Source organism: Pantoea sp. JV6, assembly GCF_025910055.1.
GTDB lineage: Bacteria > Pseudomonadota > Gammaproteobacteria > Enterobacterales > Enterobacteriaceae > Pantoea > Pantoea agglomerans.
In genome coordinates, this window is record NZ_JAPCIM010000002.1 from 451,048 (window position 1) to 466,910 (window position 15,863).

General features: G+C 58.5%; 11 protein-coding genes. 8 read left to right on the forward strand and 3 right to left on the reverse strand.

The window, feature by feature from the left end; translation table 11 throughout:
- The first annotated feature begins 14 nt into the window (after positions 1-14).
- The 4 genes from OK412_RS02685 (at position 15) to OK412_RS02700 (ending at position 6,802) form a co-directional block, all read left to right on the forward strand.
- Positions 15-2,060 carry a hydantoinase/oxoprolinase family protein gene (locus OK412_RS02685; RefSeq protein ID WP_022624956.1) on the forward strand — a complete coding sequence of 682 codons (2,046 nt, stop codon included), beginning with the start codon at positions 15-17 and terminating at the stop codon, positions 2,058-2,060.
- A 1-nt stretch (position 2,061) separates the two neighbouring features.
- A complete protein-coding gene (locus OK412_RS02690; protein WP_264352655.1) occupies positions 2,062-4,020 on the forward strand; it encodes a hydantoinase B/oxoprolinase family protein in 1,959 nt (652 codons plus the stop codon).
- A 62-nt stretch (positions 4,021-4,082) separates the two neighbouring features.
- On the forward strand, positions 4,083-5,864 hold the full coding sequence (locus OK412_RS02695; RefSeq protein ID WP_010670901.1) for a thiamine pyrophosphate-requiring protein: 1,782 nt from the start codon (positions 4,083-4,085) through the stop codon (positions 5,862-5,864).
- A 95-nt stretch (positions 5,865-5,959) separates the two neighbouring features.
- Positions 5,960-6,802 (forward strand): oxidoreductase, encoded by an 843-nt coding sequence (locus tag OK412_RS02700; RefSeq protein ID WP_060680509.1) that lies wholly within the window; start codon positions 5,960-5,962, stop codon positions 6,800-6,802.
- A 141-nt stretch (positions 6,803-6,943) separates the two neighbouring features.
- Here the strand turns inward: OK412_RS02700 and OK412_RS02705 are convergent, their stop codons facing one another.
- The gene (locus tag OK412_RS02705; RefSeq protein ID WP_080694289.1) at positions 6,944-7,591 is read right to left on the reverse strand and encodes an RES family NAD+ phosphorylase; all 648 of its coding nucleotides are present in this window, start codon (positions 7,589-7,591) and stop codon (positions 6,944-6,946) included.
- The gene (locus OK412_RS02710; RefSeq protein WP_232526429.1) at positions 7,584-8,348 is read right to left on the reverse strand and encodes a hypothetical protein; all 765 of its coding nucleotides are present in this window, start codon (positions 8,346-8,348) and stop codon (positions 7,584-7,586) included. Before OK412_RS02710 ends, OK412_RS02705 begins: the two co-directional genes overlap by 8 nt.
- Before the next feature lie 280 nt (positions 8,349-8,628).
- On the opposite strand from OK412_RS02710, the gene OK412_RS02715 reads away from it, so the two are divergent.
- From OK412_RS02715 to OK412_RS02725, 3 genes are read left to right on the forward strand one after another with little or no spacing between them, the layout of a single operon-like run.
- Positions 8,629-10,065, forward strand: a complete 1,437-nt coding sequence (locus OK412_RS02715; protein WP_264352656.1) for an amidase — start codon at positions 8,629-8,631, stop codon at positions 10,063-10,065.
- A complete protein-coding gene (locus OK412_RS02720) occupies positions 10,062-11,378 on the forward strand; it encodes a purine-cytosine permease family protein (protein WP_264352657.1) in 1,317 nt (438 codons plus the stop codon). The genes OK412_RS02715 and OK412_RS02720 overlap by 4 nt, the downstream gene beginning before the upstream one ends.
- Entirely contained in the window at positions 11,359-12,045 is a 687-nt protein-coding gene (locus OK412_RS02725; protein ID WP_062757917.1) for a cysteine hydrolase family protein, read from the forward strand. Before OK412_RS02720 ends, OK412_RS02725 begins: the two co-directional genes overlap by 20 nt.
- Positions 12,046-12,153: 108 nt before the next feature.
- Here the strand turns inward: OK412_RS02725 and OK412_RS02730 are convergent, their stop codons facing one another.
- On the reverse strand, positions 12,154-14,340 hold the full coding sequence (locus OK412_RS02730; protein ID WP_264352658.1) for a putative bifunctional diguanylate cyclase/phosphodiesterase: 2,187 nt from the start codon (positions 14,338-14,340) through the stop codon (positions 12,154-12,156).
- Positions 14,341-14,756: 416 nt separating this feature from the next.
- Here OK412_RS02730 and OK412_RS02735 point away from each other — a divergent pair, with 416 nt between their 5' ends.
- A complete protein-coding gene (locus OK412_RS02735) occupies positions 14,757-15,848 on the forward strand; it encodes a mechanosensitive ion channel family protein (RefSeq protein ID WP_124890073.1) in 1,092 nt (363 codons plus the stop codon).
- The last annotated feature ends 15 nt before the right edge of the window (positions 15,849-15,863 follow it).

Below are 15,863 nucleotides of genomic sequence, written 5' to 3' on the forward strand. Positions count from 1 at the left end.
GGAGTTACCCCGATATGCGATACCGCGTTGGCGTGGATATTGGTGGATCCTTTACCGATTTCGCCGTGCTCGATCAGCAAACGAACCAGATTCACACCCTGAAAGTCCTGTCGCGACCGGATCAGCCAGGCAGCGAAATCGTTACCGGACTGGCGCAGTTTCAGCAGCATCAGGGCATTGATCCCGCTGAGATTGGTTACTTCACCCACGGCACCACGGTAGGCATTAACGCGGTGATCCAGCGGCGCGGCGTGCGGCTGGCGCTGTTCGCCACGGAGGGCTTCTGCGATGTCCTGGAGCTGGCCCGGCTTAAAATCCCGCATATCCACGACCTTTTCTCCCGGCGTCCTGCTCCGCTGATCACCCGCGATCGGGTGTTTGCCATCCGTGAACGCAGTGACGCGCACGGCAACGTGCTGCACGCGCCTGATCGCCAGAGCGTGCTCGACGCAATCGCTCAGGCACGCGCGGCAGGCTGTCAGGGCATTGTGGTGTCGCTGCTGCACAGCTATCGCAACCGGCACAATGAAGCGGCGGTGAAGGCGATTATCGACGAGGTGGCACCCGAGCTGCTGACCTCCTGTTCCGCTGACATCTGGCCGATCATCCGTGAATATGAACGCACCATTACCGCCACCATTAATGCCTACGTGCAGCCGATGGTGATCCACTACCTGGAATCCTTTGAGCAGGCGCTGCAACGGCTCGGCGTCAGGCCGCCGCCGCGCATCACCAAATCCAACGGCGGGGTGATGGGCGTCGATCAGGCGAAACGCGAATGCGTGCAGATGGTGCTCTCCGGCACCGCATCCGGGGTGATTGGTGCCAGCTATCTCGCCAGCGCCTGTGGTTTTGACAAAATCCTCAGCCTGGATATCGGTGGCACCAGCGCCGACGTGGCGGTGATCATCGACGGCAAAGTGGCACAGGGCAACGGCGAAATCATCGGGGATTTCCCGATCTTTATTCCTTCTGTCGCCGTCACTTCGGTGGGTCAGGGCGGCGGCTCGCTGGCGTGGATCGATGGTCAGGGCGTGCTGCAGATGGGCCCGGACAGTGCCGGATCGCTGCCTGGCCCGGTCTGCTTCCAGCGCGGCGGCACGCAACCCACTGCCACCGATGCGTTCGCCGCCTGCGGCATGATGGGCCATGGCGCGCTGGGTTATAACGCCGTCACTGTTGATGTGGACGCCGCCTGTGCGGCCTGGCAGCCGCTGGCGGATGCGCTTGGCGTCACGGTGCAGGAAACGGCAGAAACCGCCATCCAGCTGGCGATCTCCAGCATGTACAGCGACACCAGCGGGCTGCTGTCGCGCTTTGGTCTCGATCCGCGTGAATTCTGGTTCCTCGCCTTTGGCGGAGCGGGTCCGATGATGGGCTGCTTTCTGGCCCGCGAACTGAATATGAAAGGGGTGATTGTGCCGCCGACGCCGGGCGTGCTGTCCGCGCTGGGCGGGCTGGTGGCGGACATTCGTAACGACTTTATCCGCACACTCTACGGCGATCTGACGCCCGCCCTGGCCGACACCCTGGCCAGTGAAGCCGAAGCATTACAGCAGCGCGCCTGTGGCTGGCTGGCACAGGAGCACGGCAGCGACATGCCTTACAGCCTGCAGTTCAGCGCGGATATGCGCTATCGCGGTCAGTCGTTTGAGATCGACGTACCGCTGGAGGCGAACTGGCTGGCGCAGGCGGATTTCACTGCGCTGCATGACGCCTTTGATCGCCAGCACCAGCAGCTGTTTGGTCACTGTGACCCGCAGGCGCCGGTGCAGTTGATCAACCTGAGGCTGGTGATTGCCTCACCGACGCCGAAACCGGTGATTAACCCACTGGCTCCGGCCACGGAACCGGTGCCGGTACTGAAACAGACCAGGGCGTGGATCGACGGCGGCTGGCATCAGGTTGATTTAGTGCTGCGTTCGGTGCTGCGTGCCGGCCATCAGCTCAGTGGCCCGGTCATCATCGCCCAGGATGACTGCACCACCTGCGTGCCGCCCGGCATGGGCGTCACGGTCGATTCATTCGGTAATCTGCTGATCACGGCGAACGAGGCATAACATGGCGATTGATGGACGTAACTTACAGATCCTGGCGAACTACTGCGCCGCCGCTGCCGATGCGATGGCCTTTACCCTGATGCGCACGGCGCACTCCACCTTTGTTAAAGAGACGGAAGATTTCTCCTGCCAGATTGTCAGCCGCAGCGGCCTGGCGTTTGCCTCGCCGCGCAGCTTCGGCGCGCCCTGGTACAGCGGCATCGACTATGCGCCGGTGCTGGCACTGATTGAAGAGTACGCTGACGGCGACATCTGCATTACCAACGACGCTTACGCCGGCAACGTGGCGACCCACTCGCCCGATATCCATATCTGGAAACCGGTGTTCCACCAGGGTGAAATTGTCTGCTTCGTGGTGGGCCACATTCATAACACCGACGTCGGCGGCGCGGTGCCTGCCTCGCTGTCGCGCTCGCTGACCGATATCGTGCAGGAGGGGATTCGCATCCCGCCGCTGAAGATCATGCGGCAGGGTCAGCTCAACGAAGAGGTCGCCAGTATCATGCGGCTCAATGTGCGGGTGCCGGATCAGAACTGGGGCGATTTCAAAGCCCAGCTGGCGTCGGTGAACGTCGGCGAGCGTAAAATCCACGACATTATTGCCCGCTTTGGCATCGCCGACTTTTTGCAGGGCATTGAGGGCATTCTCGATTACGCCGAAGCGCAGGCGCGCAGCATTATCAAAACCATTCCCGACGGGGAATACTTCTATGCCGACTACGCCGATGAAGATGGCGAGGGCGGTTATCCCTGCCGTATCGCCATTACTCTGCGGGTGCAGGGCGATCAGCTGGAGCTGGACTACACCGGCAGCGATCCGCAGCTGGCCTCGTCGCTGAATATGCCGACTGGCGGACGTGAGCGGCATCCGCTGGCGCTGGTGGGTGTTACCTATGTGCTCTCTACGCTGGACCGTTCACTGCTGCTTAACGCCGGTACGCTGCGACCCACCCGGGCAATCCTGCCGCCTGGAACGGTCATGAACTGTGAAGCGCCCGCAGCGGTAGGGATGCGCTCGCTGACCTGTGCACTGTCGCAGATTGCCACTATCGGCGTCTTCTCGCTGGCGATGCCGGAGCGTTTGCCCGCGAATTCACCGGGCGGCAACTCAATCATGAACATCCGTACCCAGACGCAGAATCGCAGCGTGGTCGCCTCGCTGGGTCCGGTGGGCGGCGGCGCGGGTGGCACGCCGCGTCACGATGGGCCTGACGGCTCCGGCGGTCTTTCAGCCTTTCTGAAAAACACCCCGATTGAGATCAACGAAGCGGAAGTGCCAATCCGCTTTCATCGCTACGGACTGGCCCAGGACAGCGCCGGAGCCGGTCGCTATCGCGGCGGTTTAGCCACCGAAATGGCATTTGAGGTTTTCTCGCCCAATACCACCATTACCGCGCGCAACCGTAACCGATCGGTGTTTGCCTCGGCGGGTGTCGTCGGCGGCCAGAGTGGGGCGCTCTCTTACTTCCGTACCCGGCGCGACGGTGAGGTCATCAATCACGGTAACACTGATGTGATCCACTGCCTGCCGGGTGACGTGGTCGAAGTGCGCGGACCCGGCGCGGGCGGTTATGGCCTGCCAACACAGCGCGATGCCGATGCGGTGATGCAGGATGTGCGCTGTGGTTATCTCAGCGTCGCGGCAGCCAGGACGCAGTATGGCGTGGTGGTAGTTGATCACCACGTGGATCGGGCAGCAACGGAGCGCCTGCGCGCCACAATGCCGCAGCAGGCTTCGCACCATTTTGAGCACGGCGAAGCACGGAGTCGCTTCGAATCGCTCTGGACGCCACAGCGTTATCAGTTACTGACCGCCTTTCTGGCAAGCGCGCCGGTGAGCTGGCGTCACTTCCTGAAAACCCAGGTATTCCGGGCAGTGGCAGAGATAGGCGAAACGGCGGATATGGCACAAATATTCAGTGATTTGCGTCAGAGATACCCGGCAATGGCGAACAATTAACGGCGATTGCCCATCGTCTACTACGCTTTAAGTCTGCATGGACTACAAGGGGAAACGCGACGATGAGCATGAAAACCAGTGATTTTTTTGTCCAGCGCCTGAAAGAGTGGGGCGTCACACGCATCTACGGCTATCCGGGCGATGGCATCAACGGGGTGCTGGGTGCCATTCAGCGTGCTAACGCCAAAGGCGACGGCATCGAATTTATTCAGGTACGCCACGAAGAGATGGCGGCCTTTATGGCGGCCGGACACGCCAAATTCACCGGTGAGCTGGGCGTCTGCCTCTCTACCGGCGGGCCCGGCGCGACCCATCTGCTGACCGGACTCTATGACGCCAAAATGGATCATGCTCCGGTGCTGGCGATTGCCGGACAGGCGGAAGCGACCGCGCGCGGCTCCAGTTATCAGCAGGAGATGAACCTGGATCGCATCTTCTCGGACGTTGCCAACTTCGTTCAGGAAGCCTCGACTTCGACCCAGGTGCGCCATCTGCTCGACCGGGGCGTGCGCATCGCCAAAGCGCAAAACGGCGTGGCGGTGATCATCATCCCTAAAGATATTCAGGATGAAGAGTGGCAGCCGCCGCAGCATCTGCACGGTTTTACCCATTCCGGCAGCGGCTATCAGCGTCCCAAAGTGATCCCTTATGAAGCGGATCTGCAACGCGCCGCTGAGGTGCTGAACGCCGGCAAAAAAGTGGCGATTCTGATTGGCGCAGGCGCACGTAACGCCGCCGTCGAGGTGGTACAGGTCGCCAATGTGCTGGGTGCGGGCGTGGCAAAAGCGCTGCTGGGCAAAGATGTGCTGCCGGACGATGCGCCGTTTGTGACCGGTTCGATTGGCCTGCTGGGCACGAAGCCCTCATCCGATTTAATGCAGAACTGCGACACCCTGCTGATGATCGGCAGCGGCTTCCCGTGGACAGAGTTCCTGCCGGAAGAGGGCAAGGCGCGTGCGGTGCAGATAGACATCGATCCCGCCATGCTCGGCCTGCGCTATCCCAGCGAAGTGAATTTGCATGGCGATGCGGCTGAAACCCTGCGCGCCCTGCTGCCGCTGCTGGAGCATAAAAAGGATCGCAGCTGGCAGGAAGATATTGCGCTTCAGGTACGCGACTGGTGGACGCTGATGGAAGAGCGCGCCATGGCACCCGCTAATCCGGTCAACCCGCAGCGGGTGGTGTGGGAGATGTCGCCACAACTGCCGGATAACGCCATTGTCACCTCGGACTCCGGTTCCTGTGCCAACTGGTTCGCCCGCGACTATCGGGTTAAGCAGGGTCAGCGCGCCTCGCTCTCCGGTGGCCTGGCCTGTATGGGCGCGGCGGTGCCTTATGCGATTGCCGCAAAATTTGCCCATCCCGACAAACCTGTGGTGGCGCTGGTGGGTGACGGCGCCATGCAGATGAACAATATGGCGGAGCTGATCACCATCCAGAAATACTGGCAGCAGTGGGCCGATCCGCGCCTGATCGTCTGCGTGTTCAACAACCAGGATCTCAATCAGGTCACCTGGGAGCAGCGGGTCATGGAGGGCAATCCCCGCTTTGACGCCTCGCAGCAACTGCCGGACGTGAAGTATGCCGAGTTTGCGCAGTCGCTTGGGATGGTCGGTATTTTTGTCGATAATCCTGACGATCTGGCGGCGGCCTGGCAGCGTGCGCTCAGCGCCGATCGCCCGGTATTGCTGGAGGTGAAAACCGATCCGGAAGTTGCCCCGTTACCGCCGCACATCACCTTTAAACAGGCGAAAGCCTTTATGGCGTCAATGGTGAAAGGCGATCGCGGTGCGGCACAGATCATCAGCGACACCGCCAGCCAACTGTTCAATAAAAAGCATTAAGGGCTAAGTGGGGCGGTCGCGCCTCGCTAACCTTAAATCCCGGATGCACTCGCGTCCGGGTCTCCAGTCACTTCATCATCAACGGGAGTCTTACCATGACTGCTCACTCCAGCCCTGTCTGGTTAATATCGGGATGTTCGACCGGATTTGGTCGTGAACTGGCGCAGCAGACCATCGCGCGTGGTTTTAAGGTCGTCGTGACGGCACGTGATACATCTTCCATTGCCGATCTGGTTGAGGGACACGACAACGCGCTGGCAGTAGCGCTGGATGTGACCCACCAGGCGAGCATCGACCAGGCCGTCAAAACGGCACTCGACAGGTTCGGCACCATTGATGTGCTGGTAAACAACGCCGGTTACGGCTATCAGAGCTCGGTGGAAGAGGGTGTGGAAAGCGAAATCCGCGCGCAGTTTGATGCCAACGTCTTTGGCCTGTTTGCCCTGACCCGCGCCGTGCTGCCCGCGATGAGAAAGGCGCGCAGCGGCCACGTCATCAACATTACCTCGGTGGCAGGCTTAATTGGCTTTGCCAGCTCAGGCTACTACTCTGCCAGCAAACATGCGGTGGAAGGCTGGTCAGATTCGCTGGCGCTGGAAGCGGGACCGCTGGGCATTCGCGTCACCTGTGTCGAGCCAGGTCCGTTCCGCACCGACTGGGCCGGACGCTCACTGCATCAGACGCCGAGCACGCTGCCAGACTATGCAGAGACTGCAGCCGCGCGTATGAAAGCCACCGCCGAGTACAGCGGCACGCAGAAGGGCGATCCGGCGCGGGCCGCCACGGCAATGATCGCCATCACTGAGCATGATAACCCGCCACGCCATCTGGTGATGGGTGCCTGGGGCCATGATGCCGTAACCAGCAAGCTTAAAGAGCGGCTGGCTGAGATCGAAGCGTGGAAACAGACGTCAGTGGAGACAGATTTTCCGGAGTAGAGGTGACAGGGCATGAATGCTATTTCTGCAGGCGAACTGAAAAACCGATTGAGCACGGCCGATCCTTTAATGCCAACTACGCGTGTTTTGCCTGGTTGAGAGGGTATTAAAATTCCGGACATAGCATTTCAGGGCATTACGCTAAAATCCAGTGAGCAGAATCAGCGCCATCTCATTCGCCAGTGCGCTGAGTTCATGTTCGACATCTGCTGACTCCGAAGCAGGTTGAGCGTTAAGCGTAATGTCCAAATCTTCAGCACAGATACGATCGCCAAAAAGCATTAACGCCTTATCGCCATGCTGCCTGGAAGACCACTGAATCCCCTGTGCATCCGGATTAGAATGATGTATTTGCTCTGCCCATTGCTGGGTTTCAGGGTAGTGATCAGCAGTTGAACCCAGCAGCTCACCTTGCGTAATGCCATGTCTTTTCATAAAGCGTGGATTGAGGTCCACCAGCTTAATCTCTACTTTAGGGGTGAGCTGACTGTGGGACAGCTTATTCAGAACTGTGAGGTCAACGGGCGCATTTTCACAAGGCGTAGGGAGATCGTGTAATACCGTCTCCATTAGAGCAACCGACAGCGTTTTACCGCCATAAAGCGTCGGGATGATGCGACCCGCATGGTCAGTGATTGGGCTGAAACGTCCCACGCCTTTTCCTGGATTGAACTCCGCGGCGCCATACTGCGACCAGTGAATGCGGTCAATAGTTTTACCTTTCGGCCAGGTGACCAGAGAGGCCGATAAATCATCATCTTTGCAGGGTGTTTTGATCTTTTTAGCCATGAACCGGACCTTCCTTTGCCCGCTGTGCCGCCTCCAGTACTTTTTCCGGTTCGAACGTCATGAGATTTTTAGGCTTTTCATTACCAAGCCAGCTATTTGGCGTGCCAAACCAGACGGCCAGGGTCCATGGCGTTTTTGATTCTCCAAACAGCGCGATGATTTTTTTCATCAGCGGCAATGGCTGCCCGCCAACGTCCAGCCCATAGGCCGGATAGAGATCCCTGCCTTCAAAGGAAAGGGCAAAAATCTTTCCGGTTCGCTTCCACCGGTTAGGTAATCCGCTTGGATTTTTCACAGTGGCGCTGCTCCCGGCACGGCGTGAAACTTCCTGCGCAGGCAACCACTCGCTGTCGTCCAGAATATGCTTCCTGAGTTGTTCCAGCTTTGCGGTGTTATTAATCGTGACAGGCTGTCTGGTCTGTTCTGCTGTCGCCATGTCGACAGCGCTGAAAGGCGACTTACCGTGACTGGCGAGCTGACTTACGCCCGATACGGCCCGGAATGCGGCATCCAGTGCGATTTTAAAGGCGGCTTCATCCACAGAGACTGGCCGTTTTACCACATAGTATTGCGCTGGCTCATCATGGCAGTGCGGGACTGAGACTGTGATCTCTGCTTGCCCACCCTGAGACCGGGAAGAGGAAATGCTGCCTGCCGGCACTGGAATAACGTCGAAGCCAGTGGTTTTATCAGACCTGATCATGATTTTACTCCTGCTGGCAAAATACAAATATCGAATATCGCCAATATATCGCATGTAGCGAGAATTCTCTACATTTACTGATCAAAAACCATCCAGCGATTGACTGAGCTTTGGCATGAAACGAGCTCAGGAACCACACGCCCCCTTATCGCGCAGCCCTGCGCCATCATCGTGCTGGAAAAATAAACAGTCGCCTCCACCTGGCATCATAAGAATTCGATCTTGTATCCCAGCCCGTATTCCATCTGGCATCCCCACCTCAGACCGGTTGATTCACCGCTAACTGGCACGCTTCATGCACTAGCTGACAGGTACACTTTTGGCGAGGTAACCCATGTTTGACTCCTTATTAGACGAAGATGCCACCACGATGGCCGCTCTGATTCGCAGCGGGGACGTGTCGGCGTGCGAGCTGACCGTGGCGGCGCTGGCACGGATGGAACAGCGGGAACCGGCGATACAGGCTTTTTGTACTCCGACGCCTGAACTGGCGCTGGCACAGGCCAGAGCCGTGGATGCCCGACGGGCACGCGGAGAAACACTGGGCGCGCTGGCGGGCGTACCGCTGGCGGTGAAGGATTTAATCTGCACCGCAAACGTCAGAACCACCTCCGGTTCGGTGGCGTACAAAGATTTCGTGCCGGAAGATGATGACATTACGGTGGAACGGTTGCTGGCCGCCGACGCCATTCTGCTTGGCAAAACCACCGCACCGGAGTTTGGCTACAGCGGGGTCGGGCACAATCCGCTGTTTCCGTCGCCACGGAATCCCTGGGATTTGAGCATGACGCCAGGAGGGTCCAGCGCTGGTTCGGGTGCGGCGGTGGCGGCGCGGCTCTGCCCGATTGCACTGGGCAGCGACGGCGGCGGGTCGGTACGCATTCCGGCGGCGCACTGCGGTATTTTCGGCTTCAAGGCGTCGATGGGCCGGGTGCCGCTCTGGCCCGGCTGTCGTGATGAACGCTACCCCGGCGTGTCGAGCTGGGAGTCACTGGAGCACATCGGTCCGATGACGCGCAGCGTGCGCGATGCCGCGTTGATGATGTCACTGATGGCCGGACCAGATATGCGCGATCGCCACTCGATTCCCTGCAGCGATGTCGACTGGCTGGGTGCGCCACTCCATCTGCCAGGCAAACTGCGCATCGCCTTCAGCGCGGATTTTGGCTATGTGGCCGTTGACCCGGAAGTGCGGGCAGTGGTCAGCGCGGCGGTGCAGCGTTTTGCCGCTGAAATCGGTGCTGAACTGGAACTGGCCGATCCGGGCTTCCCTGATCCGTCGGCGGCCTTTGGCGCGCTGGTGGCGATGGAGAGCGATCTCACCGGTATGCGCCGGATGCTGGCGGAGCAGGGCAGCGAGATGTCGCCGCATCTGGTCGCCATGCTGCAGCGCGAATGGCGGGCGGAAAACTTCACCGATGCCATCACCACCCGAAAAGCGGTCAGCAACAGCCTGTGGCGCTTTATGCAGCGCTTTGACCTGCTGATTACCCCGACGCTGGCGGTGCCGCCGTTTCCGCTGGGGATGCAGGGACCGGAGATCATTGATGGCCGTATGGTCCGCAGCGATCACTGGCTCTCGTTCTGCTACCCCTTCAACTTCACCGGTCAGCCCGCCGCGTCCGTGCCTGCCGGTTTTACCGCCAGCGGCTTGCCCGTCGGTCTGCAGATTGTCGGACGTCATCTTGATGATGCCTTAGTGCTGGCTGCCAGTGCCGCTTTCGAGCGCATTCAGCCGTGGAATCACCTTCAACCCGGAATCGCCCAATGAAAACATCTACTACGCCTGCGCTGGAGCAGGAGTTTGAACATGAGCCGGTACCGCTGTCGCACCGTCATTCTACCCGCTCCGTCTCGGCCGTCTGGTTTGGATTTCCGATGATCCTCACCAATGCGCTGTTTGGCGGCATCATCACCTGGCATCTGGGGTTCTGGCCCGCGCTGATCGCCATTCTGCTGGGAAACCTGGTGCTGTTCGCCTATGTCGGCGCGCTGAGCTGGTACGCCGGTAACAGCGGAATGAACTTTGCCCTGCAGGCCAGACGCACCTTTGGCAGCAAAGGCTACATCCTGGTCTCGGGTTTTCTCTCGACGGTGGTGATCGGCTGGTATGCCTTCCAGACCGGCCTTACCGGCACGGTCATTAATCAGACCTTTGGCTGGAATGTGCTGGCGGTGACGGCCTTTGCCATGATCCTCTATACCGGCATCACGTTCCTGGGCGTGCGGGCGTTGTCGGTACTGGGGATGATCGCCGCGCCGCTGTTTGTGGTGCTGGGAATGGTGGCGCTGTGGCTGATTAGTAAACAGCACGACTTCTCCGTGGTGACGCAGTGGAAGGGCAGCGCCAGCGCAGCCGGTGCAATGAGCATGGGCACCGCCGTCACCATGGTGGTGGCCGGTTTTGCTGACTCCGGCACCATGACCGCTGACTTTACCCGCTGGTCAAAGAATGGCCGTTCGGCGGTGATCGCCGCGTTTTCTGCCTTCCCGGTCGCTAACGTCATCTCTTACCTGTTCGGTGTGGTGATTGTGGCCGTGGGTGCCGCGGTTGATCCGCTGACCAATGGCGGTAACTTCCTGCCGATGCTGATGGGGCACAGCGCCTTTTTGTCGGTAGTGGCCTGCCTGTTTGTCTTTATCAATCTCGGATCGGTCTGCACACACTGCCTCTATAACGGGGCGGTGGGCTTCAGTCATCTGTTCAGCAGTAAAATGCGGCTCTGGACGCTGATCCTGGGTGCCATTGGCGGCGTGCTGGCGCTGGCGGGCGTCTGGTCTTACTTCCTGGAGTGGCTCAGCCTGCTCGGCATTGTGGTGCCGCCGTTTGGTGCGGTGATGATCGTGGATTTAATTTTTATGGCGCGCATCAGCGAACAGCGTCCGGCGCAGCGTTTTCGTGGTAATGCGTTTGCCGCCTGGGCGATTGGCAGCCTCTGTGCGGTGATCGCCCACGTCGCTTTCCCTCAATTTGGTGAAGCGGTTATTGGTCTGGTGACCGCCGCCATCAGCTACAGCGTGATCAGCAAAATGCGCATGCCGCGCCCGGTAATGGAGAACAGCAATGCCCGACTACAGCGTTAATTCAACCCCCTACGCCTGGCCGTTTGACGGCACTTTTACGCCGGCTGACACCGCGCTGATCGTGATTGATATGCAGACCGACTTCTGTGGCGTGGGCGGTTATGTCGACAGCATGGGCTATGACGTGAGTCTGACCCGCGCGCCCATCGCACCGTTGCAGCAGGTGCTGGCGGCGATGCGCGCCCGGCAGTTTCCGGTTATTCATACCCGCGAAGGACACCGGCCCGATCTCAGTGATTTGCCCGCCAACAAACGCTGGCGCTCGCGGCGAATGAACGCCGGGATTGGGGATGAGGGACCGTGCGGCCGTATTCTGGTGCGCGGTGAACCGGGCTGGGAGATTATCCCGGAGCTGGCACCGCTGCCGGGTGAAGTGGTGATTGATAAGCCGGGTAAGGGATCGTTTTATGCCACCGATCTGGAGCTGATATTGCGCAGTCGCGGCATCCGTAATCTGATCCTCACCGGCATTACCACCGACGTCTGCGTCCACACCACGCTGCGCGAAGCCAACGATCGCGGCTTTGAGTGCCTGGTGCTGTCCGATTGCTGCGCTGCGACCGAGCTGCGTCATCATGAGGCGGCGCTGAGCATGATCCATATGCAGGGTGGCATCTTTGGCGCGGTCGCCCATTCTGCCGCGCTGCTGGATAGCCTGGGGGTTTAATTTCCCGCAACAACGGGTGAAGGGTGATGTTGATCTTCTGATCTCAGATGCATCACGCAGCCGGAAAGCCTGAGCACAGAGCTGCGCTCAGGCTTTCCACATCAGCGATCACTCGTGCTGCGCGTTGTCTGGCGCAATCGTTTTCATCAGTGCTGCGAGCTGATCGGCGGGCACCGCCTGACTGAACAGATAGCCCTGCAGCTGATTACAGCCCGCATCTGCCAGCGCAGACATCTGCCCTGGCGTCTCGACGCCTTCTGCTGTCACCATCAGACCCATGGCATGACCCAGTTTCACCACCGATTCAACAATCGCCACTGAATTTTCCGCTACGCCCAGCGACTGGGTGAATGAGCGATCGATTTTGATTTTATCCACCGGAAAGTTGCTGAGATAGTTCAGGCTGGAGTAACCGGTGCCAAAGTCATCCAGCGCAATCCGGAAGCCCGCGTCACGCAGCTCCACAATAATGGCGCGTGCTTCACGTTCATCTTCGATTAACACCCCTTCGGTGATCTCCAGTTCCAGGCGCTTCGGATCGCCGCCGTTCTGGCTGACAATCGCCATCACCCGCTCAACAAAGCCGGTAGAGCGGAACTGCACCGGCGAGACGTTGACCGCCACCAGCAGCTCGGGAAAACGTTGCTGAGTGACGCAGGCTTCAGCCAGCACCCATTCGCCCAGCGGAATAATCAGGCCGGTCTCTTCGGCAATCGCGATAAATTCAGCGGGCGCAATCAGGCCGCGGGTCGGATGGTGCCAGCGCAACAGCGCTTCGATGCCCACCATCTGCTGACCGCCAATATCCATCAGCGGCTGATACCACACCTCCAGCCCCTGATGGGTATGCAGCGCCGTACGCAGGTCGGCAGCGATAGTCTGTCGGGTCCGCACCGACTCATCCATCGCCCGTTCAAACTGACGATACGTGCCGCGCCCGCCGCTTTTGGCCTCATACAGCGCAATATCCGCTTTGCGCATCAGCTCCAGCCGGTCAACCCCATCTTTGGGTGCCAGCGCCAGTCCGATACTGGCACCACTCCAGACATCGCTGCCAAACAGCGTAAAAGGCTCACTCAGTTCATCGATAATGCGCTGCGCCAGGCTATGCACCTGGCCGATATTATCGACATCTGGCATCACCACGATAAATTCATCACCGCCGATGCGTCCTACCGTATCGCTGGCCCGCACAATACGGCTCAGGCGCTGTGCGACCGCGATGATCAGTTCATCTCCGGCGTGATGACCGTGGGTATCGTTGATGGTTTTAAAGCGGTCGAGATCGATGAGCAGCAGCGCCACGCGTTGATCGTGGCGCGTCGCCAGGGCCAGCGCCTGGGTTAAGCGGTCTTCGACCAGTGCGCGGTTTGGCAGGCCGGTCAGCACATCATGAAACGCCAGATGCTGTGCCTGAGCCTCCGACGCGCCGAGCCTGAGCATGGATTGCGAGAGGTTCACCGACGAGTTCCAGAGTCGCCGCACCATATAAAGGCACAGCAGGGATATCGCCAGTACCGCCAGCCCGGTAGATGGCCCGATGGTGCGCAGCATCTGCGCACCGGGACGGGAGGGGATCCAGTTCAGATAGCCAACCGCCTCACCCGCCTGCGCGATCAGCAGATAGCGCGCACCGATTCCCGGCTGTGGCGTGCCGTCGGAGAAGTGCAGCCCCTGCAGCTGATTGCGTTCCGCCAGGCCCGTCAGATAGCCGTCATCAAGAAATTTCAGGCTCACCAGCCGGAAACGCGGCAGGGCATTGCTCTCCCGCTGGATGTTACCTACAGCCAGCGCGGCGGCACGGTTTGTCACACGGGCATAATCCGCGTTATCGTGGCGCGCCGGATCGTTGACCAGTGGGCTTTGCAGCACCTCACCAATCAGCGGGTCATTTTCAGGGGCGGAGACCGGCTGGCCTTCGCGCCAGACTCTGACAATCTGATTTTGCTGGTCCAGCACCAGAATCAGCTGATGGCCGAACATCTCATACAGCCACAGCCCAATGTTCTCATCCAGCCACCTGCTGCTGTTGCCCTCCGCCAGATGCTGCTCAAAGGGTCCCCAGCGCGACAGGCTATGCAGCTGGCGCAGATGCTCATTCAGACTCTGTGAAAAAGAGGCTTCAATCATCCGTTGCTGCTGATGGCGGGCCTCCGTATTGGTGAGTGAGGTACCAACAAAGAGCGCAGCGCCTGCACCTACAAACGTCAGCAATAAGATAGCGACCAGCGGCACCAGGACTTCACGCAGGAAACTGCGACGAAAATCAGAGGAAAGTTTAAGGGTGTTAATCATATTGTTGTTTTTCTCAGCAGCAGGGGAACAGCTTAAAAATTAGCAGATTGCAAAAAAACGTCCACGCAAAGCGTTACGCTTAGTGATTCTGGCAACGTTTTTGTTGCCGGATGGCCAGGGCAGCCTAAATAATGGGGAGTGAAAAAGTGGCCGTGTTGTATCAGATATTTTAATGGGGTTAGCTGGCTGGACGGTGACATGAGGGCCAACATTCGGCCTCTGTATCAGTAGCCATAAGGCTGGCGCGCGACAGCCTCTCTGGACGCATCACCGTGCATTTCCTGTTAACTTCGCCGCTATGGTTCATACTCATGTGCGCTGATTGTGTTACGAACGGATAGCCGTGAAGACAACGGTTACTGAGTTTGTCACTTATCTGACAGCCTGAGGTTGTCAGCTTACTATAAGGGAAAATAATGCCATTGTTATTCGGTGAGTTATCTGGTTTCCCGTCATGGGTGCCTGTTGTATTACTCGTCTCGCTCTCTTTTGTGCTGGGATTTCTGGCCCGCCTTATCCTGCTCCGGTTCATCCGCTACTGGCAGATTCGTGACAGAAAACTGTTTAAATCCCTTGAGAAGCATCTTAGCGGCTCGATGTTCTTTTTTATTCCGTTATTAATGATTAATGTCGGCGTTAATTACATCGATTTTCAACCGGAATCTCTCTCTTTAATTACCAATATCATCAATGTCTTTATTATTATGTCATTTTGCTCGGTCTTAATCCGGCTGACCAACGTGGCGCAGGATATGCTTTATATCCGCTATGACATTAATATTTCGAATAACCTTCGTGCGCGCAAAATTCGCACGCAGATTATCTATGTCAAAAAAGTGGTTATTGTCATCCTGGTTCTGTTCTGTGTTTCGCTGATTCTGCTCAGCTTCCCTGGCGTCCGGAAATTCGGCACCACCATTCTGGCCGGTGCGGGTGTTGCCGGTATCATTATTGGTTTTGCGCTGCAAAAGTCGCTGGTCAATCTGTTCGCCGGTATTCAGATCGCCTTTACCCAGCCTATTAAAATTGATGATGCGGTAGTGGTAGAAAAAGAGTGGGGCTGGATTGAGGAGATCAACCTGACCTATGTGGTGGTGCGCATCTGGGATTTGCGTCGGCTGGTGTTGCCGATCACCTACTTTACCGAAAACCCGTTTCAGAACTGGACGCGCAATAACGCCCAGATCTTAGGCTCGGTGTTCCTTTACGTGGATTACTCCATGCCGCTGGAGCCGCTGCGCAAGCATTTTGAAAAGGTGCTGAGCGAAACCAAGCTTTGGGATCAGGAAACGTCTGTGCTACAGGTGACCGACACCACCGAGAAAACCATGACCATCAGGATGCTGATGACCGCGCAGAACTCCCCGATCGCCTTTGATTTACGCTGTTACGTGCGTGAGAAGATGATTGAGTTTATTCAGCAGAATTACCCGGAAAGCCTGCCGCAGGTGAGAGCGTCACTGACGGATAGTGGGGGTGAGAAGGTGGGGAAAGGGGTGGCTGAGTAGGGGCAAGCTGGGAGC